Below are 24,496 nucleotides of genomic sequence, written 5' to 3' on the forward strand. Positions count from 1 at the left end.
ACGATCTTAAACAACGCTTAGATCAGCCTCCATCCGTTTAAGCAACTACCCATTAAGCAATTACCCATGGGGATTTTGGGGGCGATTGATACGACAGCGGTGAGCAACTGGACTTATTTTGCAGCCTCCACCCCGCGTGGAGCGATCGCTCTACAATGGTTTCAAGTAGGAGAATTGAGGGCATATGGTACTCCTTGATGATTTAACGCAACGTCTGCAAATTGATGACCCGGAAGAACGGCGAACGATCAGCAATGTCAGTTGGTCACAATACGAAGCTTTGCTTTCTGATTTGGGAGACATGGCTCACTATCGAGTCACCTATTTAGATGGAGTTTTAGAAATCGTGTCTCCCAGTCGTCGGCATGAAAGTGGGAAAACTCAAATTGGTACGCTGCTGGAAATTTACTTTCTGGAAACCGACACTGAGTACTTCCCGACAGGCTCCACCACGCTTCGCAAAGAAGCACAACAGGCAGGCACAGAACCCGATGAGGGCTATTGCATTGGCACTGATAAGGAGTTTCCCGATCTGGCGATTGAAGTTGTCGTGACCAGCGGCGGCATTAATCGGTTGGAACTCTATCGACGGTTGGGAGTCCGCGAAGTTTGGTTCTGGCAAAATAACCAGTTTTCGATCTATCATCTGCGCGAAGAAGTGCCAATTCAGTTCGCTCAGACCTTTGGCTATGAAGCAATCGATCACAGTGAAGTTCTCCCTAATCTAGATATGAATTTGCTGGCTGTGTGTGTGCGCAATCCCAATCCGCTGGCGGCAGCCAAGGAATTTCGGCAGGGCGTGTGCCACAAAAAGTCTTCCTGGGTGTATCCAACCACTCAGACCACCTAGAGACCGCTACGACAGAATCAGGGTTTATGGATTTTAGATTGCACCACTGAGTCGTATTTGAGGCTCAAGACGACCCTTTTAAAACATCCTCTTAGAGATTAAAAGAATTATCCGGTTAAGGAGAGGAGCACAAGTGTTGCACTTCATTTTTGAACTGGCGTATTTGAGGATTTGATCTGCACTGACCCCTTGCTGGACTTAGATTTGATTTCTGTTGCAGGCATAAGGGAGGTCTGGGGTAGTGTTTATCCTTCAGTCAACTTTTACCCCAATTTTTTCGTCAATCTTATCCGTTTACATCCAGAAATAGTAAATATTTACTATATTTGACTGCAAAAATAAAGGGTTTATCTCTGAAACCCTTGCAAATCGTTGATATTCTTGATTTTTGATAAATGGCTCAGGCGAGATTTGAACTTGCGACCTTGGGCTTATGAGTCCCCTGCTCTAACCACTGAGCTACTGAGCCAAATTTCAGACCTTTATAAGGTTAACATATCTGCGTACTCAAATTAGCTCTGGTGAAACATTAAATGGGGGGGCAATTGCCCCCCATGGAAAATACATCCAACTTGCACTAGCAAGTCGATTTAACCACCGGAAGTTCGCGGTAGATACGCAATCGGATTAACAGCGCCCTGACCTGAAGGATGGACTTCAAAGTGGCTGTGGGGACCAGTACTGAAGCCAGTACTGCCCATTTCAGCAATTTGCTGACCTTGCTCAACAAACTGCCCTTCCCGTACCAAAATACGATTGTTATGGGCATAGAGAGTCAAGCTACCGTCTGGGTGACGAATTTCCACTAAGTTGCCATAACCACCAGAGTTCCAACCAGCCGATTCCACCACGCCAGTAGCAGCAGCTACCACCGGGGTGCCAATGGGGGCAGCAATATCAATCCCCCGATGCATCCGTCCCCATCGCATACCAAACCCAGAGGTTAGTAGCCCTTTGGCTGGCCAGATGTATCCTTTAAAGTTGGCAGGTCCCGGCAAATAGGTGTCGGGTGCTGATAACGGGGGCAACTCTGGAGAAACCATCTGCCCACCTAACTGCGTGAGTGGGGTGAAGGAATCTACTCCCAGGGGAGCTGTCGCAATGATCTGAGGCTGAGCATGGGAGGGGTTGGGTACTAGCGTCGGTATTTGAACCCCAGGATTGGGTACCGAAGCTTGCCGCTCCAATTGGCGAGTTTGCAATTGCTGCAACACCCTTGGCTGTATAGACCGTTGGGGAATAAACTCAGGGTTGATTTGTCGATCCATCAATGGCTGGGATGCGACAGAGACGGGGGATACCGGAGTTGGCTGGACAGCAACAGGGGTGAGAGCTGGCTGATATCGAGCTTGCATTTGCACCACTTCAGCCTTGAGATTTTCTACATAGGGATTGGCAACCACCGGAGGGGTTGACTCTACTGAAGCAGGAACGGCTACTGGCAGATTTGATGGCACCCTTGCCATTGTTGCCACAGGGGTTTGTGCCAATGGGTGTGCTGGACTGACGACATCGGGCCGGGATCCTTGATCCACCGAAGGCAAAGTCGGGACGAAGACGGTCGTCTGAGTACCTCCACTGACGCCTTTGATGGCTTGCCGTAGGTTGGATAAGACACTGCCACCCGTAGTGGTGACCGCAGGACTGGCGGGATGCAGCTGAGTAGCAATACCGGGGCTGTGAGTCGCGAAATTATTGGCTGCCAGGGTGGTAGTCACCGTCATTGAAGCTTTGGGAACCTGCAGCAGTTGGTTGGCATGCAGCAGATTTGGGTTTTCTAGACTGTTGAGCCGAATTAACTCTGTGGCAGAAACTCCATAACGCTGGGCGATCGCTTCCAGAGTGTCCCCTACACTGACACGATAGATCTCAATCCCAGAATTCCGATCTTCCACCGGGGTGATGGTTGTTGGTGCAAGTTCTGATGGTGCGGGACGAGGAACTGGCAGTTGGGGAACCATCGCCACCGCTGGGGGCACAGAAGCTGGGTTGGTGGCAACCTGAGGAATTTTCAGGGTTTGATTCACAAAGATCAGATTTGGATCGGAGATCCGGTTGGCCTCAGCGAGAGCAGCAACTGAGACACCGTAGTTGAGGGCGATCGCCTTGAGGGTTTCCCCACGATTCACTTGGTGGAGAACAGTCCCCGTGGCCGTGGAGGGGGTGACTAGAGAGGGCGTAGAGACGCGGCTCAAGGGTACTGGTTCGGTCGCAGGTTTACTATAGGCAACTAACTGTTCAGTTCCTACAAGGGAAGGAGAGAGAGATTCGACGCCAACCGCTGACTCCTGGGGTTTGAAGTTCATTAAGCCACTCTTGAGTTGCTCCCGTTTCTGTCGGAGGTTCGCCAGAGACAACTCCTGTTTGACCTTCAGATCAAGGTTGCCATTGACCGTGGGAATTCTCAGAATTTGACCGACCTGCAGGACTCCACTGGTGCTGAGGTGGTTAGAGGCAGCGATCGCAGCGGGATCAACTTGGTAGAGCATCGCTAACTGCCAGAGGCTCTCCCCTTCCTGGATCACATGTTCAATCACCAGGGAACTCTGTGCAGGGGATGGCGGGGGTTCTATCTCACCCTGGGTGGGTAATCCTGCCGCATCGGAGGTGGGCGCAGAACCCAATGGATCGACGGACGCGGCTGCCGTTGCTGCTTCTATCTGCTGAGGGAGCAGCAAGCTGGATGTTCCCATTGAGAGAGCCAAACTAATCAGAGCCACAGAAGTCCGAATTTTGCGGCGTTTTCCGCTGATGTAAGACTGTTTACCCGAATCACTTCCAGGTACATATCCTGGGAACTGTTGGGGAGCGGGCTGCTCCTGGGCATAAAATTCAGTAGTAGTCTGAGTGGAACCCTGAACAGTATCAGTGTAGGAAGCACTCAGCTCCGGTACTTGTGGAAATACTCGTTTCAAGAACGACCTCCTCGAATAACCTGCGCTTAACTGTCTTCGACGCATTGAACCCATCTACCTAACCCAATGCTCCAATCGGATTGGGCGGAGAGTGGCAGGGGCAAATATGCTTAGGTAAGAGTAACCTGGTTTTTTCGTTAAAGCAAGTTTACACGACCAAAAAAAACTAGCAACCCAATCTTCTCCCCTGAGATCGTCGGCTGCTAAATTACAGGTCATCATAGGCCTGAATCTCTGATTCACAGGGTGATTCAGAGCATTGACTCCCCCACTTAATCTGAGACTCAGCCCTGGCAATTACAGATGGAAACTGTCGAGACAGCAGACTCTCAAATCCTTAATGGCTGGGGCACTGGAGCTGAGGCCGATCGGGTCACCTTACATGATTAATGGCTGTGGAACAGGGGGTAGCGTATGTCGAGATTTTTTTCCCGGCGATATAAATCTCTTATGGTTATGTTGAAATTCCAGTGATGCGCTATGGAAAAGTTTGATGGGTTTGTAGTCTATGCAACCAAATCCTAGATGATGAGTTGATTCTGATTTAGATATGGGAATCCAGATAATAATCAACTGTAATTTCAAGTTAATTCCCTGGTGATGTCGGCCAATTGCCGCAGGATTACAGAGGCTGATTCATGGCATCAATACACCAAGTCATACGAACAGAGGAAACTTGTCAATGGTCAATCTCAGCATTTTGTCGAGTGCTGCTAGGAACCTAACTCCCTACTCTGAAGGGACTGGATGGATGTTTAATTGTTCCCAGCAGCGCTGACAGATTAGTCCAGATAGCCCAATTGACGGCGTGCTTCAAAAAGACCAACCGCAGCACTCACGGATAAATTGAGGCTGCGAACCTGGGGTTGGGTCATGGGAATGTAGACAACCGCAGCACACGCTGTCAACACCGCTGGGGGTAACCCATCGGTTTCACTCCCAAACAACAACCAGTCTGTATCTGCAAAGGGAAAGTACCGATAGTTCTGGGTACCTGTGGTGCTGAAGCCTACCCAACGTCCCCCCTGAAGCTGTTGTTGAGTCTGAAATGCTTCCAAAGAGTCATGGTAGTGCAGTTTCACATAGGGCCAGTAGTCCAGCCCCGCCCGTTTTAAGTAGCGATCGCTGATCTCAAACCCTAGGGGACCTACGAGATGAAGTTCTGTGCCTGTTGCAGCACAGGTACGGGCAATATTGCCGGTATTGGGTGGAATTTGAGGGTAAATCAGAACAATACGGGGCATGGTGAGTCAGAGCCAGGGCGATCGCTTTGAATCAAGTGGGGGTAATGGATTCCGTTCTTCATCATGGCAAACTTTGGTATCGGCGATCGCCTGGAAACTGCCATTGGAGAGATTGGCAGCCGTGCCTGGGTGGATGCTGCCAAGACAGAAGGTACTGGAATGCTGGATAATGGATGAGTTTTCACAAAAACGACCCACGTGGTTTCCCTGTTAGACGTGCGACTCACAACCATGCGAACCTATTATTGCGGCGATCTCCGACCTCAGCAGATTGGTGAAACTGTCACCCTCTATGGTTGGGTAGATCGTCGCCGCGATCATGGAGGTGTGGTCTTCCTTGACCTGCGAGATCGCTCTGGGATTGTCCAAATTGTCAGCGATCCAGAGCGCACCCCCGATTCTTATCACCAGGCTGAGCATCTCCGCAATGAATATGTGGTGCGAGTCCAAGGTCGCGTCACCCGGCGGCCAGAAGATTCCCTGAATCCTCGCTTGGACACCGGTGAAGTTGAGATCTATGCCGACGAAATTGAACTCTTGAACGCCGTCCGCAAACCCCTGCCGTTCCAGGTTTCCGCGACGGAAACCGAAGTAGTGCGGGAAGAACTGCGGATGAAATACCGCTATTTAGATCTACGTAGTCCTCGGATGAGTGCCAACCTGCAACTCCGACATCAGGTGGTGAAGGCAATCCGGCGCTATTTAGAAGATGGGCAAGGCTTTATTGAAGTGGAGACCCCGATTCTCACCCGCTCTACCCCCGAAGGAGCCAGGGATTACCTGGTTCCCTCCCGTGTCAACCCAGGGGAATGGTTTGCCCTGCCCCAATCCCCTCAACTGTTTAAGCAATTGCTGATGGTATCAGGATTTGACCGTTACTATCAGATTGCCCGTTGCTTTCGCGATGAAGATCTGCGAGCCGATCGCCAACCAGAATTTACCCAACTGGATCTGGAGATGAGCTTCATGTCCCAGGAAGAAATTCTGCGGCTGAACGAGGATCTGGTGTGCCATCTCTTCCAAACGATTAAAGGGATTGACCTCCCCCACCCCTTCCCCCGTCTCACCTACGCCGAAGCCATGGAGCGCTATGGTTCCGATAAGCCCGATACCCGCTATGGCTTAGAGCTGGTGGATGTCTCGGATCTGATGAAGGATTCAGGTTTTAAAGTCTTTTCCGGGGCGATCGCCGAGGGTGGGGTGGTGAAAGTGCTGCCGATTCCGGGGGGGAATGATGCCATTTCCAATGTGCGCATTAAACCAGGGGGCGACCTGTTTAAAGAAGCGAGTGAAGCTGGTGCGAAGGGACTGGCCTATATCCGAGTCCGGGGTGCCGAGGAGATTGACACCATTGGGGCGATTAAAGATAACCTGAGTCCGGAGCAGAAACAGGAACTGCTGGCACGCACCCAAGCCCAACCCGGCCATTTGTTACTCTTTGGTGCAGGGCCTACGGCAACGGTGAATAAAACCCTGGATCGACTCCGCCAATACGTTGCCCGAGAAATGGCCTTAATTGATGTTGATGCCGTTAATTTGCTCTGGGTCACGGATTTCCCCATGTTTGAGTGGAATGCAGAGGAACATCGGCTGGAAGCCCTGCACCACCCCTTCACCATGCCCCATCCCCAGGATGTGGCCGACTTAAAAACAGCTCGGGCCCAAGCCTACGACCTGGTTTACAATGGCCTTGAGATTGGGGGCGGCAGTCTGCGAATTTATCAACCAGAGTTGCAAGCCCAGGTGTTTGCCGCCATTGGGTTATCTGACGAAGCAGCCCAGAATAAATTTGGCTTTTTGCTGGAGGCCTTTGAATACGGCACCCCACCCCACGGTGGTATTGCCTATGGTCTAGATCGCTTGGTGATGCTGTTTATGGGCGAAGAGTCCATCCGGGATGTGATTGCCTTCCCCAAAACTCAGCAAGCTCGCTGCCCTCTTACCGGGGCGCCTTCTGGGGTTGACGACAAACAATTGAAGGAGCTACAGGTTACTTCCACCGCCAAACCCAAGTCCTTATCAGACGCCCCGTAAACCGCCATGATGGAACTGCTCCTGATCATCAGCGTTGGTTTAATCTTGGCCTTTGTGTCGATGTTGATCCTGTGGGAAACCGAAGCCCGTACCCAGGAACGATTAAGACTGGCCATTGAGGCCGCAAGACGGGAGCGAGATTGCCGCACTCCACTGTTGCTCCACCCTCCCCGTCGCCGAGCGCCGCCCTGGATCGGCAATGCAGCTTGCCAGTTCAATGCCCACTCAGCTTATTTACGCTGTGCAGTCAACCCCATGGGGCCTTGTGAGGGGTGTCCCCATTATCAACACCAGCCGCTATCTGCGCCTGAATATCGGGGCAGGAGCCAGGAGATATGTTTGATCTATCCCCATCTCTGTATACCGGAAGACTCTGGTTGATTGGCGGCACTCAGGAAAGTGCTGCATTAGCCCAGCTACTAGTAGCCCATTCCCTGCCTTGCACGGTTTCAGTCACCACCGCAACCGCTCGTAGCCTGTATCCCCCCTCTCCTTTTTTGCAAGTTTGGGTAGGACAACTGAGTCCCGAAGCCTTGCCATTGTTTTTGCAGCAGCAGCACATTACCGCAATTTTGGATGCGTCCCATCCCTATGCGGTGGCAATTTCCCAGCTTGCGATCGCCTTTGCTCAACAATATCAATTGCCCTACCTGCGCTATGAACGACCGCTGATCACCACTGGGGAAGCCATTGAGTCGTTTGAGAGTTTGACCTCTCTCTTAGCCAGCGATCGCCTCGGGGGGGAGCGGGTGCTATTGACGATTGGGTATCGCTCTCTGCAACTCTTTCAACCCTGGCAGGATCAGGCCAGATTGTTTGCCCGGATTCTCCCATCCACCCAGGCTCTAACGGCTGCTGTTGCTGCCGGATTCACCCGCGATCGCCTGATAGCGCTGCGTCCCCCGATCTCAGCAGACTTGGAACAGGCTCTCTGGCAACAGTGGCAGATTTCTCTGGTGGTGACCAAGGCGTCGGGCACCCCCGGTGGTGAAGCGATCAAACGTCAACTTGCGACTCAACTGGGCATCCCCCTGGTTGTGATCGCCAGACCCCCCCTCACCTATCCCCATCTCACCTCCGAATTGCCAGAGGTGATCGCCTTTTGTCAGCGCTACTGCCGATAATCACTGGAGTGTGAGGCGGCAAAGCAGGCCCGGTAACGCCCTAAAGCAGTCAGGGGAAAGTGTTGCTGATAGAGGTGGTATTTCAGATAAAAGTGACCAGGAAAGCCTGTGCCGGTGAAGTCCGACTCATCCCAGGTACCATCCGTGCGTTGGCTATTGAGCAGGTAATTGATCCCGCGATCGAGGGCATCACGGTTATACTCTTTCGTAGCATCCCCCGCTGCCAATAACCCGATGAGTGCCCAAGCTGTCTGAGAGGCCGTACTGCATCCCTGCCCCTTCAAACCAGGGTCATCGTAGCTGCGGCAGGTTTCACCCCAGCCTCCATCGGGATTCTGACAGCTCGCCAACCAGGCGGCTCCCCGCTGAATTTGGCGGTGATGAGATTGAGGGGCAATCAGGGCCAGTGCCGCCAACACCCCACTGGTACCGTAGATATAGTTGACCCCCCAGCGGCCAAACCAGCACCCCTCGGATTCCTGCTCTTGGGTGAGATAGTTGAGGGCACGGTCGAGGTTGTAGGGAGTGAGCGCCAACTCCAAGTCTGGAACTGTCAATCGACCTACCATTTCTAAAACACGGGCGGTGACATCGGCGGTGTTGGGGTCAATCATGGCCTTGAGATCCCCGTAGGGCAGGAGATTCAGCCAGTCAGCATTATTGTCTAAGTCAAAGGCAGCCCAGCCCCCATCCCGACATTGCATGGAGGCGACCCAATTGACTGCTCGGGCGATCGCCTGTTGTTGCAGCTGCTCATTGGGCAGTTGCACGGCACTCAACGCCATCACCACCACAGCGGTATCATCCACATCGGGATAAAAGCGGTTCTCAAACTCAAAAGCCCAGGCACCCGGTTGGCCGTGGAGATTCTTGATCTGCCAATCGCCATAGTCGAGAATTTGCTTTTCGATCAGCCAGTTGCCACCCTTGACCAAGGCGGGGTGATCTACCGCCATCCCCGAATCTACCAAGGCGCGCATCACTAGGGCCGTGTCCCACACCGGGGAGATACAGGGCTGGACACGGTAGGTTTCGGTGGTTTCAATGGCAAAGTTGTCTACTGCTCGCAGCCCCCGCTCTACAATCGGGTCCGCAGAGTCATAGTCGAGGCAGCGCAGAGCTAGGAGTGAGTTGAGCATCGCTGGGATAATGCCCCCCCAATCCCCCGTTGCTTCCTGGCGCTCCAAAACCCATTTCTCAGCGGCTTTTAAGCCCTGTTCTCGGAAGGGCACCAAGTTGAGTTTTTCCCCAAGTTTGAACAGGTCATCCAGCGTCACAAAAATATCCGTCCAGGTTTGGCTGCGGGAAATCTCAAACCGTCGCTCCCTGGGAGGCTCCAGGTAGAGCTCCTCTAGGGTAACGGCTGGATCAACGGTATAGATCGGCTTTTTGTCAAAGACAATCAAGAGGGGAACCGTACTCCCCCGCGCCCAACTGGACATTTCGTAAATTGTAAAAATCGGTTGGTTGGGGAGCAACATCACCCAGGGGGGAATGGAGGGAATCCCCTCCCAGCCATAGCAGCCAATCAGTGCCAGGTGCATTTTGGTGAAAATGCGAGTTTTGCGAATGCCGCCCCGTGCCAACACAAATTCCTTGGCCCGCAGCAAAGCTGGGTCTGTCGCCGAGACCCCCAGCAACCGCATCGCCATGTAGGCTTCGACGGTCGTACTCAGCTCTCCCCCATCGCCGTAAAACAATTCCCAGCCACCGTGATTTCGTTGTTGCGATCGCAGATAGGCTTCCACCTTATGCAAGGGGCGGTTTTTATCGGTACCCCAAATCTTATGCACTAAGACGGCTTCGGCAGTAATGGTGACATTCGACTCCAGTTCAGCCCACCAGTATCCAGCGTCGTTCTGAGTGGCCAGCAGATAGTTCTGACTCAGGGCGATCGCCGTGTCTAATCCGGTAATCGTCACTGGTTCCTGCATTTGCATAGCGAATCTGAGGAGAATGAACCTGAATTTTGCTCACTGTAACATTCAGGCCATCATCGAGTGACTCCAGAGTGTTCCACAAAATCAGCTGGAACAGTCCCCTGGCAACCGCTACTCCTGCCTCTCCAGATTCTCTCCCTGGGATCAGGGCATCCAGCCTACAATGGGTTTAGTAATCCCCCTTCGTTGGTTTCGACCCCGTCTATGCCTCCCCGTTGGCCGCGCCAGCCTGACCGTAACGACCCAGCCTATCGTCGCCTGGATGACCGCATGAACTTTGCCATGCATGTGGCAATCTTTGCAGCCAGTAATTCGGGGCTGTGGTTTTTTCAGAATTTACAGGCTCAGGAATGGCCTTGGGCAACTTGGGTCACCTTGGGTTGGGGAATCGGGCTCTTGGGTCATGGCCTTTTCATTTTCGCCATCGCCCGTTATACCAAATCAAGCTCCTAAACCTCAGGGAGGCAGGGTTTCAGTTCGACCTTAAATATCCACAGCCAATATCCACAGCATTAATCTTTGGGAGGTTTGGGTGATGGCTCGATCTAGCAGTGAAATCATTGAAGCTCTGGCAGCTGAGATTGGTGAACAGGTTTACATGGACATTGCCAAGTGGCATCTGTACCTGTCGAATGCTCACTTACATACGGTATTGGCAGAGCGCTTTTATCCCTTAATGACACAGCGATCGCTCACCGAAGCAGCAGTGCTGAAAATTCTTGAAGAGCTATCGGTGAAACTGGGGGGAGGGCGGCGGGAAGTACCGTTGATTGACCTGTTGCCAATGCCCTGTCAGCTAGCCTTGCTGGATCTTTTGGAACGGTTTCAGCAGGATCTTTAAACAATCGAATTTAACGAAATCCTGAGATTCATGCCATTGATTCTGCCCCAGGTAATTGCTGTTAAGGTTTTCCGATTTCTATCAGTAAATCGATTGTATACAGCATATTTCAGGTTTATGAGCCTCAGTAACAGCAGTTAGCGAACCAGTTACTAGCTGAATTAGTAGGGCCATTTCCAACTCACTACATCGGGGCGATCGACCCCCTGTTCGTAAGCATAATTTCGGCAAGAAATTTGCTCGTTTTTGAGCATCTCCTTCACATGAGCGCCAGCTACACGTAATTTTGGAATCCGGTCAATAACATCGATCGCAATACTGAAGCGATCAATCTGGTTGCACATTGCCAGGTCTAAAGGGGTATTGATGTTACCCTTTTCCTTATAGCCTCGCACATGCAGATTTTTGTGATTTGTCCGCCGATAGGTGAGACGGTGGATCAACCAGGGATAACCATGGAAGTTGAAAATGATAGGCTTATCAATTGTGAAGAGACTATCAAAGTCGCGATCACTCAAACCATGGGGATGTTCAGTTTCTGGCAGCAGCTTGAAAAGGTCAATTACGTTGATAAAACGGATCTTCAAGTCTGGAAAATTCTCTCTTAGCATACAGGACGCCGCTAGAGACTCCTGGGTGGGAATATCACCCGCTGTCACTAGCACTACATCAGGCTCTTCTCCATTGTCGGTGCTTGCCCAATGCCAAATATCAAGACCCTTTGTGCAGTTGCTGATCGCCGCATCCATATCGTGAAACTGCAAGTGCAATTGCTTGTCACATACAATCACATTGATGTAGTTCTTACTGCGTAAACAATGATCTGCTACGGACAGCAATGTATTCACATCGGGTGGCAAGTAAATGCGAACCACATCTGGACTCTTATTCAATACCACATCTAGAAAGCCTGGATCCTGGTGGGTAAAGCCATTGTGATCTTGCCGCCAGACGGTGGAGGTAATCAGCAGGTTGAGGGATGAAATCTCTTGCCGCCAGTGAATGTGATTGCAAATCTCCAACCACTTAGCATGTTGGTTAAACATGGAGTCAATCACATGGGCAAAGGACTCATAGGTGGAGAAGAATCCGTGTCGCCCGGTGAGCAAATAGCCTTCCAGCCAGCCTTCCAGGGTATGCTCACTCAGCATCTCCATCACGCGACCATCGGGCGATAGCTCACCCCCGTCAGCATCTTCTGCTAAGTAGTCCGCAATCCAAAACTTCTTACTGACTTCGTAGATCGCACCCAATTTATTAGAAGTATTTTCATCGGGGCCAAACACCCGAAAGTTTGTCATGTTGTTTTTCATGACATCTCTGAGGAACACGCCCAAGGGTTTCGTGTTTTCGACCTCAATCGTGGCTGGCTTTTCTACCTTGAGCCCATACTTCCGAAAATCGGGCATCTTCAGGTCGTGCCTTAATAAGCCACCGTTTCCATAGGGAGAGGAACCAAGCCTTTTGTCACCCCTGGGGGCAATATCCTTAATTTCTGACAGTAGCGTCCCATTTTCGTCAAATAGTTGATCTGGCTGATAGCTGCGCATCCATGCTTCTAGTTGACGCAGATGCTCTGGATTGTTGTGCATCCCCCCCCATGGGTACTTGGTGAGCCCGCCAGAACCCTTCAACTTTGTGTCCATCCACCTCGACGGGGCCCGTCCATCCTTTGGGAGATCGCAGTACGATCATGGGCCAGATGGGACGAGTTGCCACCCCGCTGGAACGGGCTTCCTGTTGAATGCTATGAATCCGAGCGATGCAGTGATCTAAGGTAGCTGCCATTGCCTGATGCATTGATTCCGGCTCGGAACCTTCTACAAAGTAAGGTTCGTATCCGTAGCCTTCAAACAGTGCCTTCAATTCTCGGGGACTAATCCGAGAGAGAATCGTGGGGTTGTTGATCTTATATCCATTCAGGTGCAGCACCGGCAATACTGCACCATCCCGAATTGGGTTGATGAATTTGTTGGAGTGCCAGGAGGTTGCCAATGGCCCTGTTTCGGCTTCGCCATCTCCCGGCATGGACACCACAATGAGGTTGGGATTATCAAATGCCGCACCAAAGGCGTGGGAAAGACTATAGCCCAACTCACCCCCCGTCATGAATAGAACCGGGGGTCTCAGGGGTGCAGTGACTGCCGATGCCACCAGGAAAGGAGAACTGCTTGAAAAAATGTTCCATCCCTGCTGCATCTTCGCTGCATTCAGCGTAGAAGTGGGAATAGGAGCCTTCTAGATAACAGGGACCGAGATATCCAGGCGCACCATGACCAGCCCCGACCAAAAAAAGTAAATCTTGGTCAAATTTCTTAATTACCCGGTTGAGATGGGTGTAAAGGAAGCTAATTCCGGGACTGGAACCCCAATGTCCTAGCAAGCGATTCTTAATCTGTTCGGGCTTTAATGGCTCTCTAAGTAATGGATTACTCCGGAGATAAATCATGCCAACGGCTAAATAGTTAGCAGCTGACCAATAGGAATGGAGCTTACGGATCTCTTCTTGGCTGAGGGGGCTTCCCTCAATTGTGGAACGAGCGGTTCCAAAGGCGCTAATTGATGTGTTCATGGTTGGGTTTGGAGTAGCAGCGTTGAATTTTGATGGTAAAACTTTACGATTTGGACTTTAGAGGGCTTTAAAAGCCCTGTTTATTTAGAACTTTAAAAGCCCTGTTTATTTAGAACAGATACATTAACCAGCTTGATTGGCACCTAACGTGAAACATATAATCTACAAAAGCGACCCAGTTTATTAGCTTCAAGCTTACGTTTAACACTTCTATGTTTAGAATTTCAATCATCATAATCAGTTTTTCACCAAGGAAATGTTCCTAATGTTTGTCGGAAACATTTCCTTTTCTCAATCACTAGTCAAGCTTCTACTTGAAGTCCAGATATTGACAGGGACAATTCGGGATTCTCTCGTTCAGCGACTTAACTGTAAAATATCCGATAACCCTTGAAAGGGAGATGACTTTCTGGAGCTTTCAAGATATTCAATACTCAATTGATTGAGCAAGGGTAATACAGTATTCTCCTTCGTAAATCGCATTACAATCAAAGCAAGATTCCGAAAAATAGAGATGGATTTAGATTCATATTGTACCGCAATTATTGTACCGCAATTATGGGTAAATAACTAGATAGTTGACTTGGTAAACCCAGGAGCATAAAGAGGTTAATAGATGTTTAAGGAAATATTATTGAAATGGATGCTTGTATAGAATAAATATTAAATTTTGCTTATTTTAAATTAATGAAATAAGATTTTTTCTGACAGGCCTGCAGCTGAGATTAAATAATCTGAATTCTAAATTCCTTTGACCTCAGCCTACTCTTCTCTAAATACAGGTTTGTTTCTGTGATTGTTGTTTTCAATATCTTCTGTAAAACCTTGAAGCGGTTGATGTTTTTAAATGATTTAATCTGGAGCGGATAAATTCCCCGGCTCATCTGGGTTTGAGATGATGAGAAAGACTAATGACTTTCTCCATAAGGCTTTCAGGCTTTATTCATGAATTAACTTGTATGGAGTGACACATTTTTTCATCAAGATCCCAGAAGAGCCAATACCCTGCTGCTTGCGGCGTTTACACAAAGCGGGGCATTACGGAATTTTAGGGCTCCGCAAGTTTTACTTATGATTTTATAAGTTTTTCATCAATTATGTGATTTTGCCAGGAGCATGAGGTTTATCTATATGAAAGACAAACAAAGGCGATCGCAGAGTTATTCTCCCCGATCGCCTAATTTTGGATCTTAGTTTCGTATCCTGACTCTAGGGAGCCAGGGCATTGCCTCTCAGCAAGCTTCCGATCGTCTTAGCGGTGATCTTCAACTGTACCAACGGGTTGGCAGGTACCACCGTCTTATACAGATAGCTGTCAAAGGTGAGTTTTTGCACATCCAAGTCTGCGCACATTTCCACGAAGGCTTCGCGGGTGGCATCGGAGCGATAGAAGACTGTTTGCAGCAGATCTAAAACTTTGTAAGTGATGCCGTAGGTTCGATCCCAGCGTTTCAGATAAACTTTGAGATCCGCCTCAGTCGGAATCCGGGTCCCCTGATTGGAGAACTCAACAATGGTCTCGGCACACATCCGCCCAGACTTGGCAGCAAAGTAAATCCCTTCACCCGAGGACTTGGTTACATAACCAGCAGCATCTCCCACCAGGGCTGCCCGACCAACGACCCGCCGGGGACGGGGATGTTCGGGAATGGGATGAGCTTCGACTTTAATGATTTTGCCCCCCCGGCAGTTTTTCGGCGGCACGGGCTCGAATCCCCGCCTGAAGTTTTTTGATGTCGGCTTTGTTGACCTGCATGGTGCCAGTTCCGACCGCCACATGGTCATACTTGGGAAATACCCAGGCGTAGAAATCTGTGGAGACATCATTGCCCACATACATTTCCGCCAGATCTTCATAGTAGGCCATTTTATCTTCGGGCAGTCGGATACGCTCTTGGAAGGCGATCGCGTAGTTATAGTCCCCAGCATCCATCGCTTTGGCAACGCGGGAGTTTGCCCCATCGGCTCCAATCACCAGATCCACTTTCAGGGTCTTGGCGGTTCCCTCCAAGCTGCCATCGGAGTGATCCGCATAGTGAATCGTAGAAGCGTCAGTGCTGTTTGTGGAAAGCTCTAGGGTATGAACCGTGCCATTGATCAGATGAGCCCCACACTCCACAGCGCGATCGCGGAGGAAGCCATCTAAAACTTCCCGACGGCACATGCCAATATACTCATCCGCTTTCAGGGTATTACCAATGTTGACCTCAACATTCGAGGGCGAGATCATCTTCATCTTCCGCACTCGTCGATCAATGATGTGAGGCGGCAGATTAAACTCACTTACCATACACAGCGGAATGGCACCGCCACAGGGTTTGACGTTATCTAATTTGCGTTCTATCAGGTAGGTTTCAATCCCAGCTTTCGCCAGCGTCTCAGCAGCGGAGGAGCCTGCTGGACCCGATCCAACAACAGCAACCCGTAGTACCAAAGGTTTTCTCCCAATCTGTTTATGGCTACAGAGTGGATGGTATCACGGTTGAATTGGTTGCTGAGTCAGGATTCCAGGGATATGAATGAATTGCAACAGACCTTAACACGTTGCAACCAAGAGCCCGGCACCCCACCTAGAGGCAAACTAATGACTGGGCCGACGCTCAGTGGCTGCTGATTCTACCAGTGTCGCTGTGAAGGCGATCTTTTCAGGTAAAGCCCCTACCTGTAAACTACCGTTGATCATGCCCTTGTGAACCGTACCGATTAATTGCACTGCTGGGGATGGATGCGAAGCGCTCTGGCACAGATGCAACTGGGGCATAGATCCAGTGAGGGAGATCTGTTGCTGCTGCAATTTACCTAACATCGATAACGTGGGTTCCAAAACTGCTGTTGGCTGCGAGTGCGACAGCCCTGAAGATGGAACTGCGTCCTTGTCGGTGTTTTTCACCAAAAATAGTCCCCCATTGAGGTAAATACCAGACTGATGAAGAATTAACTCGAGGGTGGGAGGGGGCGTTCCTTGCAGGCACGGTAAGGAGCTTTGAATCTCAACTTCATACTTACCATTGATTGGGGGCGGAGCCTGAAGGTGAGTGCTACCGTAAGCGGTGACCCAGCTAAACAAGAGAATGACGAAGGTAGTGGCACCCCCATAAAATGCCATGGATTTTAAACGCAGGTTACGGCTCATGATACGTTTCCTGGTGGGTTACTATCAAGGGGGGGATGGGGCTTCAGCGATCGCTAACATGGAGGCCAGGTGAGAGGTCACGTGACTGTAACGCCGGGTAATCAGCAGAGAAGATTTGCAGGCGATCGCCAGTTCATCGGCATATCTGCCCAGGGTTTGGCGTTCCAATCCCCATTCACGACTCGCTCCCGCGATTGTTAAATCAAAATTAGCAGAAGCTTCCACCACTGATTGCAAGGGATCGGGTGCCTCTATGGCTGGGAATTCAATCCGTTCCCGGGCGACGGTGGGGAGCTTCTCCATCAGCGATCGAAATTCATAGCTCAAGTCATGGGGGGGCTGATCACTGGAATGAAGCCGCAAAATGGTGAGACGACATTGCTCACTATTGAGCACCAACCTTAAGGCCAGTTCTAACCCCAGATCACTGTGGATATTAGGTGCATAGGGTAATAGGACCGAGGTTAAGGCATCGCGACCCCGATCAATAAACACGGCTACATCCACAGGAGCACTGTTGAGGATCTTGCCAACGCGCCCTCCCAGTCTGTTACTACTAAACGCAGGCCGATGCCAGCCAACGAGGATGAGATTCGCCTGATCGAGCTCGGCAATGGTGGCAGTTTCCCTGGCAACATCAAGGGACGGGTGAATGATGGGGTGGACAAGCGGACGAATTTCCGGTGGTTCTAGAGTCTGAATTAATTCTGTAATCCGATCCCGACGTTGTCGAATCTCGCGATCGACTTCGGCAGGCAAACTGCCAAAGGCATAGTCTTCTTCCACTTCAATTAAGCTCAGCGGATGCACCACTGCCGGTTGGAGGCGTGTGCCCGCAATTCGCCCCGCCAATTGTACCAACCCTTTTTGGGTACTCGGATTCGCGACGGGCACTAAGACGCGATAGGTAGGTTTAACTGGTTCATCAGCGTCTGCCGTGGCAATCAAGTCCAAGCGAATTAATTTTTTGGGGAAGGTCCACTCCAGCAGCGGCGAGGTCATAAAGGTGGTCACCAAGGCCATAATCACCAGCATGGTGAACAACAGCGGTGAAATCACATTCAGGCTGAGGCCAATATTGAGCACAATCAGTTCCGTTAGCCCTCGGGTATTCATCAGCCAACCTAGAGCAGAAGCTTCCCGCTTCTCAATGCCACTGACTCGGGCTGCAAAATAGGTTCCAATATATTTTCCAGAGATTGCGACTAACAAGACCAGCCCACAGAGTAACCAGAGTTCTGGGCGATTCAAAAGACCAATTTCCGTGCGCAGCCCACTATAGGCAAAAAATACGGGCAGCAGAAATATCAGGACAAAATCCTCCGGTTTTTTCTGCCAACTCACGGGTGAGGGCAGCATGTTTGGGCATGACTGCCCCCAGTAAAAATGCACCAAAGATCAGATGGATGCCAATGAGTTCTGTCACCAAGGCAGAGGTAACCACCCCCATGTAAATTCCGGCTACCACCAGCTGGGTGAGGCGTCCGGTGCGATCGTAGTGCTTGGCAAGGCGGCGGAGAAACCATCGCCCAACGGTGAGCATAGCAGCGATGTAGAGAAGTGACAGCACAATGGTGGGAATGGCAGCAGTCATACTATTTGTCTGGGCAACCGCGATCGCCACGGCCAGAATGCACCAAGCCGTTACATCATCGACCGCTGCACAGGTCAGAGCCAGTGTACCCAGGCGGGTTCCCTGTAAGTTGCTCTCCGTAATAATCCGGGCTAGAACGGGAAATGCTGTAATCGACATCGCAGCCCCTAGGAACAAGGCAAAGGCGGTGAAGGCAACATCCCCACTAGAAACCAGAGGATAGAGGAGCAAGGCCAGCAACGTTCCCAAGGCAAAGGGTGTCAAAATACTGACGTGGGAGGTGAGAATGGCAACCTGTAGCTGTCCCTTGAGGTACTTAGGGTCAAGTTCCATCCCAATCAGGAACATGAAAAAAATCAATCCGATCTGAGCGAGGACATTCAGCACAGGTACCGTTGTTGGGGGGAACAACGCTGCGGAAATGTCCGGTGCAATCCAACCCAGGAAGGATGGCCCCAGCAAAATTCCGGCTATGATCTCACCAATGACAAGGGGTTGCTTCAGCCAGCGACATCCCTGCCCCAACAGCCTTGACAAGGCGATCACAACTAGAATGTCAATCAGAACCAGAACAACTGTCTGCATAGTTTTGAGGTCGCCCTAAAAATGCAAGAAGCCACCGCAATTGTGGCATGATCCTCTCGCTCACGACGCTTACCGAAAGGTTTCCTACCCCATCAAAGGCTAGGGGGGCGGTAGAACGGATTTGAAGATGCTGAGAGCGCCTTCCCAGGAAGGCGCTCTCAGCCCATGGAGGCTGATGAATCGGGAACGCCCTACTCACTCGCTGGTTTCGGTGGTTTCCGGGAACGTCTGCTTCAGCTCATCTAGGAGGTCGTCGATCTCCTCAAGGGCCTGATTAACATCAATGCGCAAGATACCGAGACTCGGTTCTTCTAAAAGACGTACCAGGCATTCACGCTTTTCTCTGACCACAGCAACCCGTGTTTGCAGGGTTTGAGCTTCCATATTTGATCCTCCTTGGGTGAATCCCGGTTCCAATAGCGAACCTCAATATTGACGATTTTAAGTTGTTGTTATCAATAATGTTGTTGGCCAACTTACCGGAATGGGCTGAATGCAGTTGCTGTGCCGCGCGAAACCTGTCCACTTTGGCGGTGGCTCTCCGGAGGTAGAGATGGTGTAAGCTATTGCTTAAGATTCTCTCGGCAGAGTTTCTAATCCCGTCATCCTCTGCTGGGCAATGAGCCAGTCAAGCCAAGAGGATCTAGCATCCAGCGATGGAGCAACGGTCTCGCGACCGAATAGCGGCGACGCCAATGACCATTGCCCCCACGACTGAAGCGGCAGGGAAGAGGATAAAAGTTATGTCTGTGGAAACCGTTGAGAAACGATCAACCGTTCGGAAAATTGCTCCCCGATACCGTGTGTTACTCCATAACGATGATTACAACTCCATGGAGTATGTAGTCCAGGTATTGATCACAACAATTCCCAATCTGAGTGAGCCGCAAGCGGTCAACATTATGATGGAAGCCCACACCAATGGGTTGGCCGTGGTGATCATCTGTGCCCAAGAACACGCTGAGTTCTACTGCGAAACCTTACGGAGTCACGGTCTCAGTAGCACCATTGAGCCGGATGAATAACTACAAACAGCGGGGAATGTCGATCCCCCGATCCACCCTGGGCTGACGCTCAATGCTCCCTCGGGACACCCATCGTCTTGCCACTGCTGCGGCTCCGGTACGGATCGGGATTTTCATCTTGCTCTTGCTGGTCTGCTGGTTACCCTTGGCTGCGGCGATGTTGTGGCTAGTTTGCGATCGCAATCTCGCCAGCATTTTGACAATGGGGTTGCTCTTCGGGGAATTTCTGTTGCTCGTTTGGGCATGGGGGCACCTGGTTTACCGAGAGTCGAATCTATTTCACCGCTATGGGCTGCGTTGGACTGCGGTGAATGGCCAGGATTATCTCCGAGGGCTGGGCGTTGGTTTCTGGTTGTTATGGGCGCTGTTTGGGGTGGAAGGCTGGCTGGGTTGGTTGGTGTGGCAACCGCCGACCCATGGCTGGGTGGGGCTACTGCTGGCAGGGTTCATGGTTGGCCTCGGGGTGGGATTGGCAGAAGAACTATTCTTCCGGGGGTGGTTGCTGGATGAACTGCAACGAGACTATCCGCCCCAGTTGGTGTTGTGGGTAACGAGTCTGATCTATGCTGGACTGCATTTTCTCCGACCCCTGCCAGAGATTTTTAGAACCTGGCCCCAATTTTTAGGCTTAGTGATCCTGGGGGTGATCTTAGTAAGAGCCAAGGCTGTTACCCAGGGACGATTGGGACTGGCCATTGGCATCCATGGGGGATTGGTTTGGGGTTACTACCTGATCAATGTGGGTCAACTGGTGCGCTACACCCAAGCAGCACCTGCCTGGGTCACCGGCATTGATCACAACCCCTTGGCTGGCTTGATGGGGCTGTTATTTTTAGGATTGCTTGCAGAGCTTCTGCGCTGGGGTTGGTTAGGAAGGGGGCAGTTTTAAGGCTAGGGTTAAGCCATCGCCAATGGGCACCAGACTCAGTGCCACCCGTTGATCCATTGCTAGTTTTTGGTTAAAGGCACGAATGGCTTGGGTATGGTGGTCCTGGCTTTGGGGATCACTGACCCGCCCTCCCCAAAGCACATTATCAATGGCAATCAGGCCACCGGGACGGATCAATTGCAGCGATCGCTCGTAGTAGAGACTCTGATTTTCCTTATCGGCATCAATAAAGGCAAAGTCAAAGGTTTCGGCCTCTCCAGCTGTGAGCAGTTGCTCCAGGGTTTCCAGGGCTGGAGCCAAGCGAAGGTCGATTTTGTCGGCGACGCCAGCTCTCTGCCAGTAGCGTTGGGCGATCGCGGTGTACTCCTGACTGCGATCGCAGGCAATGATTTTGCCGTCGGGGGGTAAAGCCAGGGCAACCACTAAGGCGCTATAACCCGTGAAGACCCCCACCTCTAGGGTTTTGCGAGCCTGGAGCAGCTGCACCAAAAGTGCCATAAACTGCCCCTGCTCCGGAGCGATTTGCATCCGAGCCATGGGGTGCAAGGCCGTCTCTTCCCGGAGTTGCCGCAGCACCTCTGGTTCCCGCAGGGAAACCGACAAGAGATAATCGTAAAGGGTATCGCCTAAAGTAATCGTTTGACGGGACACTGTGGAAATCCTGCCAGAAATAATTTGAACCTGCCCACAATCTATACTAGCCCTAGGGAGTGGCTGCGCTTGCACCAGCCTTGATCCCTAGACCGGGATGTCACAGGTTTGGTAATGCTTGACAGATCACTAGTCACTGGATAAGGAGCGGGAGATGATAGGACGGCTGCTGATGATCCTGTTGATGGGGTTGCTCACCGCGTGCGGAGGACTCTCAGAACCAAAGATCTCAACGATCCAGCAGGCGATCGCGATGGAAGTCAGCTACACCCAGCAATCCCTCACCCGCCTCCTGCAACTAACCGCCACGACCCCACCCAAGTTCTCCATCAGCCATGTGCAGGTTCAACAGCAAGACCCCCTGGAAATTCAAAACCTCACTGGGTTTCATATTCAGGGTCACTATGACTTAACGCTGCAATTACCTCAACGACCGATCTACCAGCAACAGAACACCTTTGACATCTACCTGCAACGACAGCAGGAGGGTAAATCCTGGCGACTGGCACACCCCCAAGGCGATGGCACGTGGAAAACCGAATTAATTTCCGGCTAATACCCAGCAGGGAGCCGGGATCAAGGTGAATGCGGATGGCGAGACTCGAACTCGCAAGGCAAAGCCACACGCCCCTCAAACGTGCGCGTATACCAATTCCGCCACATCCGCATGGTTCATTTTTTGATGCCTAACAATTGTAGCACTCTGTCGGGATTTCCAGCGTGATAGGATGGGCTACTGGGTAGCAAATCTTCAAAGTCTGTTTTCTTGGTAGGGTAGGCTGCTTGTACGCCACCCTGCGGACTCTTCCTGCAACAGGCCTCCTCCCCCAGGAATATGCTGAATTTGTACTGATCGCGCTGGCAGATGCATTTTTCAAAAATTTTGATTGCCAACCGGGGGGAAATTGCACTCCGGATTCTCCGTACCTGTGAAGAAATGGGCATTGCGACGGTTGCGGTACACTCAACGGTCGATCGTCATGCCCTCCACGTTCAATTGGCTGATGAGAGCGTCTGTATTGGTGATCCTCCCAGTAGTAAAAGTTACTTGAATATTCCGAATATCATCGCCGCAGCCTTGACGCGGAATGCAACTGCCATCCATCCAGGGTATGGATTCTTGGCAGAAAATGCTCGCTTTGCGGAAATCTGCGCCGATCATAACCTGGCGTTCATTGGCCCCTCCCCCGAGGCCATTCGAGCCATGGGAGACAAGTCCACCGCCAAAGCCACGATGCAACAGGTGGGGGTACCGACGGTTCCTGGCAGTGACGGGTTGCTGACCCATGAAAAAGAAGCCATCGTGGTTGCCCGCAAGATTGGCTACCCTGTGATTATCAAAGCCACCGCTGGCGGTGGGGGGCGGGGAATGCGACTGGTTCGGGAAGAATCCGAATTCATCCGCGCCTTTCAGGCTGCCCAAGGAGAGGCAGAAGCAGCCTTCGGTAATTCAGGAGTCTACCTAGAAAAATTTATTGAGCGCCCACGACACATTGAGTTTCAAATCCTAGCCGACAGTTACGGGAACGTGATTCATCTAGGAGAACGAGACTGCTCGATTCAGCGGCGGCATCAAAAACTACTAGAAGAAGCTCCCAGCCCAGCTCTCAGTGATTCGTTGCGGCGGCAAATGGGGGAGGCCGCCATCCTGGCCGCCCAGTCCATTCAATATCTGGGAGCTGGCACGGTGGAATTCTTGTTGGATCAATCGGGGAAATTCTATTTCATGGAGATGAATACCCGGATTCAGGTAGAGCATCCGGTCACCGAAATGATTACCGGATTGGATCTGATTGCCGAGCAAATTCGGATTGCCCAGGGGGAAAAACTCAACTTAACCCAGGCTCAGGTTAAGTTCCAGGGTCATGCCATTGAATGTCGGATTAATGCGGAAGATCCCGATTACAACTTCCGTCCCCATCCCGGACGAATTAGCGGTTATCTCCCTCCCGGTGGACCAGGGGTGCGCATGGATTCCCATGTCTATACCGACTATGAGATCCCCCCCCTACTATGATTCTCTGATTGGCAAACTGATTGTTTGGGGATGTGATCGCAATGCTGCCATCCATCGGATGAAGCGGGCACTGCGAGAATGTGCGATCACAGGACTGCCGACTACCATTAGTTTTCACCAGAAAGTTCTAGAGACAACAGAATTTCTCAATGGCGAGGTCTACACCAACTTCGTTGAGCAGATGATGCAGCGACAGTCGAATTCAGATCAGTGAGGATTTTTGGAATTTTTGCAGCTCAAAAAACAAAGTTGTTAACCCCCTAGGGAGTTAACAGCAGGGTCAATAAGCCCTGCTGACCCAACAGCAGTTCCCGCAGCAGGCTAAAAATCCCAAACCAGATAATAGGAGTAATATCAACACCGCCCAGGGGGGGCAGCCATTTGCGTAAGGGGATCAATAATGGCTCCGTCGGCCACGCGATCAGACAAACGGGAAACTGATTTAATTCAACTTGGGGATACCAGGTGAGGACAATTCGGGCAATGAAGAGGAGGCTCATCAACCCCAGGAACAAGCCCAGTCCCCAGGTTGTCAGCAATGCAGTGGTCATGAATCCTTAAGCTTTGTAACACTGTTGTTCTCATTTTACTGCCATCGATGGATCTTGCGATCCAGGTGGGGGTCAGCTAGGGTGACAAGCCAGGTGGGGAGGGCTAGAGGCCATTCTGGCTCTGGAGGAGCGGCTATAGCCATGACTATCCGGGAGTTGAGATTTGGCAGGGCGTTTCTCAGAAGGTTGCCAGAATGGCTTCTCAAGGTTGTAACAGACGGTTAAAATTTAGAAATTAGGAAATCTTGTAAGAAAGGATGAAGATCGATGACTCCTTCGTTAGCTAATTTTCTCTGGAGTTTGCTCTGGGGTACCGTGATTGTAGTGGTTCCAGTCACTGTGGGCCTGGTCTTTATCAGTCAAAAAGATAAGATTCAACGTTCCTAACCTTACTGTCAGCATCCCCTGACCTCAGCTTCCGGCAGTCGTTGACTCTTGTAGTCCCCTGTCGAGCTGAGGTTTTATATTGAGCGCCGTAGTCTCAAATCTGCTGCCCATGCTCCCAAGTTCTGTGAAGGACGGTAGGAGTGA

At 51.2% G+C, this 24,496-nt stretch carries 17 protein-coding genes, 2 tRNA genes and 4 pseudogenes; 11 read left to right on the plus strand and 12 right to left on the minus strand.

Going from position 1 to position 24,496, the window contains the following annotated elements:
• The first annotated feature begins 184 nt into the window (after positions 1-184).
• Positions 185-850, plus strand: coding sequence for a Uma2 family endonuclease (locus tag DO97_RS09930; protein WP_036532981.1), 666 nt, complete (start codon positions 185-187; stop codon positions 848-850).
• A gap of 396 nt (positions 851-1,246) precedes the next feature.
• On the opposite strand, the gene DO97_RS09935 is transcribed toward DO97_RS09930, so the two are convergent.
• The 3 genes from DO97_RS09935 to DO97_RS09945 all read right to left on the minus strand — a co-directional run bounded on the left by DO97_RS09935 (position 1,247) and on the right by DO97_RS09945 (position 5,009).
• Positions 1,247-1,319, minus strand: a tRNA-Met gene (locus tag DO97_RS09935).
• Positions 1,320-1,440: 121 nt separating this feature from the next.
• A complete protein-coding gene (locus DO97_RS20945) occupies positions 1,441-3,765 on the minus strand; it encodes a LysM peptidoglycan-binding domain-containing protein (protein ID WP_052128598.1) in 2,325 nt (774 codons plus the stop codon).
• Positions 3,766-4,547: 782 nt separating this feature from the next.
• A complete protein-coding gene (locus DO97_RS09945; protein WP_036532983.1) occupies positions 4,548-5,009 on the minus strand; it encodes a tRNA (cytidine(34)-2'-O)-methyltransferase in 462 nt (153 codons plus the stop codon).
• A 231-nt stretch (positions 5,010-5,240) separates the two neighbouring features.
• Here DO97_RS09945 and aspS point away from each other — a divergent pair, with 231 nt between their 5' ends.
• From aspS to DO97_RS09955, 3 genes are read left to right on the plus strand one after another with little or no spacing between them, the layout of a single operon-like run.
• Positions 5,241-7,043, plus strand: coding sequence for an aspartate--tRNA ligase (gene aspS / locus DO97_RS09950; protein ID WP_036533069.1), 1,803 nt, complete (start codon positions 5,241-5,243; stop codon positions 7,041-7,043).
• Between the two features lie 6 nt (positions 7,044-7,049).
• Positions 7,050-7,424 (plus strand): DUF6464 family protein, encoded by a 375-nt coding sequence (locus DO97_RS23875; RefSeq protein ID WP_156120520.1) that lies wholly within the window; start codon positions 7,050-7,052, stop codon positions 7,422-7,424.
• The gene (locus DO97_RS09955; protein WP_036532985.1) at positions 7,379-8,167 is read left to right on the plus strand and encodes a cobalt-precorrin-6A reductase; all 789 of its coding nucleotides are present in this window, start codon (positions 7,379-7,381) and stop codon (positions 8,165-8,167) included. The genes DO97_RS23875 and DO97_RS09955 overlap by 46 nt, the downstream gene beginning before the upstream one ends.
• On the opposite strand, the gene shc is transcribed toward DO97_RS09955, so the two are convergent.
• Positions 8,155-10,107, minus strand: coding sequence for a squalene--hopene cyclase (gene shc, locus DO97_RS09960; RefSeq protein ID WP_036532987.1), 1,953 nt, complete (start codon positions 10,105-10,107; stop codon positions 8,155-8,157). The genes DO97_RS09955 and shc overlap by 13 nt on opposite strands.
• A 204-nt stretch (positions 10,108-10,311) precedes the next feature.
• Here shc and DO97_RS31015 point away from each other — a divergent pair, with 204 nt between their 5' ends.
• Together DO97_RS31015 and DO97_RS09970 are read left to right on the plus strand one after the other, a co-directional pair.
• A complete protein-coding gene (locus DO97_RS31015) occupies positions 10,312-10,560 on the plus strand; it encodes a 2TM domain-containing protein (RefSeq protein ID WP_036533071.1) in 249 nt (82 codons plus the stop codon).
• Between the two features lie 82 nt (positions 10,561-10,642).
• Entirely contained in the window at positions 10,643-10,948 is a 306-nt protein-coding gene (locus DO97_RS09970) for a DUF3181 family protein (protein WP_036532988.1), read from the plus strand.
• A gap of 161 nt (positions 10,949-11,109) precedes the next feature.
• Here DO97_RS09970 and DO97_RS31020 read toward each other — a convergent pair.
• The 5 genes and pseudogenes from DO97_RS31020 to DO97_RS09995 form a co-directional block, all read right to left on the minus strand.
• A pseudogene (locus DO97_RS31020) lies at positions 11,110-13,520 on the minus strand (phosphoketolase family protein).
• Positions 13,521-14,729: 1,209 nt separating this feature from the next.
• Positions 14,730-15,954, minus strand: a pseudogene (gene chlP / locus DO97_RS09980) (geranylgeranyl reductase).
• 147 nt (positions 15,955-16,101) lie between these two features.
• On the minus strand, positions 16,102-16,653 hold the full coding sequence (locus tag DO97_RS20950) for a hypothetical protein (RefSeq protein ID WP_156120521.1): 552 nt from the start codon (positions 16,651-16,653) through the stop codon (positions 16,102-16,104).
• A 24-nt stretch (positions 16,654-16,677) separates the two neighbouring features.
• Positions 16,678-18,832 (minus strand): annotated as a pseudogene (locus tag DO97_RS31025) (cation:proton antiporter).
• Between the two features lie 195 nt (positions 18,833-19,027).
• Positions 19,028-19,216, minus strand: a complete 189-nt coding sequence (locus DO97_RS09995) for a hypothetical protein (protein ID WP_036532990.1) — start codon at positions 19,214-19,216, stop codon at positions 19,028-19,030.
• Between the two features lie 359 nt (positions 19,217-19,575).
• Between DO97_RS09995 and clpS the strand changes: the two genes are divergently transcribed.
• Complete coding sequence (gene clpS, locus DO97_RS10000; protein ID WP_036532992.1) at positions 19,576-19,857, plus strand: ATP-dependent Clp protease adapter ClpS; 282 nt, start codon at positions 19,576-19,578, stop codon at positions 19,855-19,857.
• Between the two features lie 52 nt (positions 19,858-19,909).
• Positions 19,910-20,746 (plus strand): CPBP family intramembrane glutamic endopeptidase, encoded by an 837-nt coding sequence (locus DO97_RS10005; protein WP_036532994.1) that lies wholly within the window; start codon positions 19,910-19,912, stop codon positions 20,744-20,746.
• Here the strand turns inward: DO97_RS10005 and DO97_RS10010 are convergent.
• Positions 20,726-21,397, minus strand: coding sequence for a class I SAM-dependent methyltransferase (locus tag DO97_RS10010; RefSeq protein WP_036532996.1), 672 nt, complete (start codon positions 21,395-21,397; stop codon positions 20,726-20,728). The two genes, DO97_RS10005 and DO97_RS10010, sit on opposite strands and share 21 nt — an antisense overlap.
• A gap of 154 nt (positions 21,398-21,551) precedes the next feature.
• On the opposite strand from DO97_RS10010, the gene DO97_RS10015 reads away from it, so the two are divergent.
• Positions 21,552-21,953 (plus strand): hypothetical protein, encoded by a 402-nt coding sequence (locus DO97_RS10015; protein WP_036532998.1) that lies wholly within the window; start codon positions 21,552-21,554, stop codon positions 21,951-21,953.
• Between the two features lie 30 nt (positions 21,954-21,983).
• Here DO97_RS10015 and DO97_RS10020 read toward each other — a convergent pair.
• A tRNA-Leu gene (locus tag DO97_RS10020) sits at positions 21,984-22,064 on the minus strand.
• Between the two features lie 198 nt (positions 22,065-22,262).
• Between DO97_RS10020 and accC the strand changes: the two are divergent.
• Positions 22,263-23,628 (plus strand): annotated as a pseudogene (gene accC / locus DO97_RS10025) (acetyl-CoA carboxylase biotin carboxylase subunit).
• Between the two features lie 46 nt (positions 23,629-23,674).
• On the opposite strand, the gene DO97_RS10030 reads toward accC, so the two are convergent.
• Positions 23,675-23,965, minus strand: coding sequence for a YggT family protein (locus DO97_RS10030; protein ID WP_036533000.1), 291 nt, complete (start codon positions 23,963-23,965; stop codon positions 23,675-23,677).
• Positions 23,966-24,232: 267 nt separating this feature from the next.
• On the opposite strand from DO97_RS10030, the gene psbX reads away from it, so the two are divergent.
• Positions 24,233-24,352, plus strand: a complete 120-nt coding sequence (gene psbX, locus DO97_RS10035) for a photosystem II reaction center X protein (protein ID WP_036533002.1) — start codon at positions 24,233-24,235, stop codon at positions 24,350-24,352.
• Positions 24,353-24,496: the final 144 nt, after the last annotated feature.

This window comes from Neosynechococcus sphagnicola sy1 (assembly GCF_000775285.1).
Classification (GTDB): domain Bacteria; phylum Cyanobacteriota; class Cyanobacteriia; order Neosynechococcales; family Neosynechococcaceae; genus Neosynechococcus; species Neosynechococcus sphagnicola.

Excerpts from the sequence above, each read along its gene's own strand:
- DO97_RS09930 (WP_036532981.1), top strand. The coding sequence starts at position 185 with ATGGTACTCCTTGATGATTTAACGCAACGTCTGCAAATTGATGACCCG.
- DO97_RS09945 (WP_036532983.1), bottom strand. The coding sequence starts at position 5,009 with ATGCCCCGTATTGTTCTGATTTACCCTCAAATTCCACCCAATACCGGC.
- aspS (WP_036533069.1), top strand. The coding sequence starts at position 5,241 with ATGCGAACCTATTATTGCGGCGATCTCCGACCTCAGCAGATTGGTGAA.
- DO97_RS23875 (WP_156120520.1), top strand. The coding sequence starts at position 7,050 with ATGATGGAACTGCTCCTGATCATCAGCGTTGGTTTAATCTTGGCCTTT.
- DO97_RS09955 (WP_036532985.1), top strand. The coding sequence starts at position 7,379 with ATGTTTGATCTATCCCCATCTCTGTATACCGGAAGACTCTGGTTGATT.
- shc (WP_036532987.1), bottom strand. The coding sequence starts at position 10,107 with ATGCAAATGCAGGAACCAGTGACGATTACCGGATTAGACACGGCGATC.
- DO97_RS31015 (WP_036533071.1), top strand. The coding sequence starts at position 10,312 with ATGCCTCCCCGTTGGCCGCGCCAGCCTGACCGTAACGACCCAGCCTAT.
- DO97_RS09970 (WP_036532988.1), top strand. The coding sequence starts at position 10,643 with ATGGCTCGATCTAGCAGTGAAATCATTGAAGCTCTGGCAGCTGAGATT.
- DO97_RS20950 (WP_156120521.1), bottom strand. The coding sequence starts at position 16,653 with ATGAGCCGTAACCTGCGTTTAAAATCCATGGCATTTTATGGGGGTGCC.
- DO97_RS09995 (WP_036532990.1), bottom strand. The coding sequence starts at position 19,216 with ATGGAAGCTCAAACCCTGCAAACACGGGTTGCTGTGGTCAGAGAAAAG.
- clpS (WP_036532992.1), top strand. The coding sequence starts at position 19,576 with ATGTCTGTGGAAACCGTTGAGAAACGATCAACCGTTCGGAAAATTGCT.
- DO97_RS10005 (WP_036532994.1), top strand. The coding sequence starts at position 19,910 with ATGCTCCCTCGGGACACCCATCGTCTTGCCACTGCTGCGGCTCCGGTA.
- DO97_RS10015 (WP_036532998.1), top strand. The coding sequence starts at position 21,552 with ATGATAGGACGGCTGCTGATGATCCTGTTGATGGGGTTGCTCACCGCG.
- DO97_RS10030 (WP_036533000.1), bottom strand. The coding sequence starts at position 23,965 with ATGACCACTGCATTGCTGACAACCTGGGGACTGGGCTTGTTCCTGGGG.
- psbX (WP_036533002.1), top strand. The coding sequence starts at position 24,233 with ATGACTCCTTCGTTAGCTAATTTTCTCTGGAGTTTGCTCTGGGGTACC.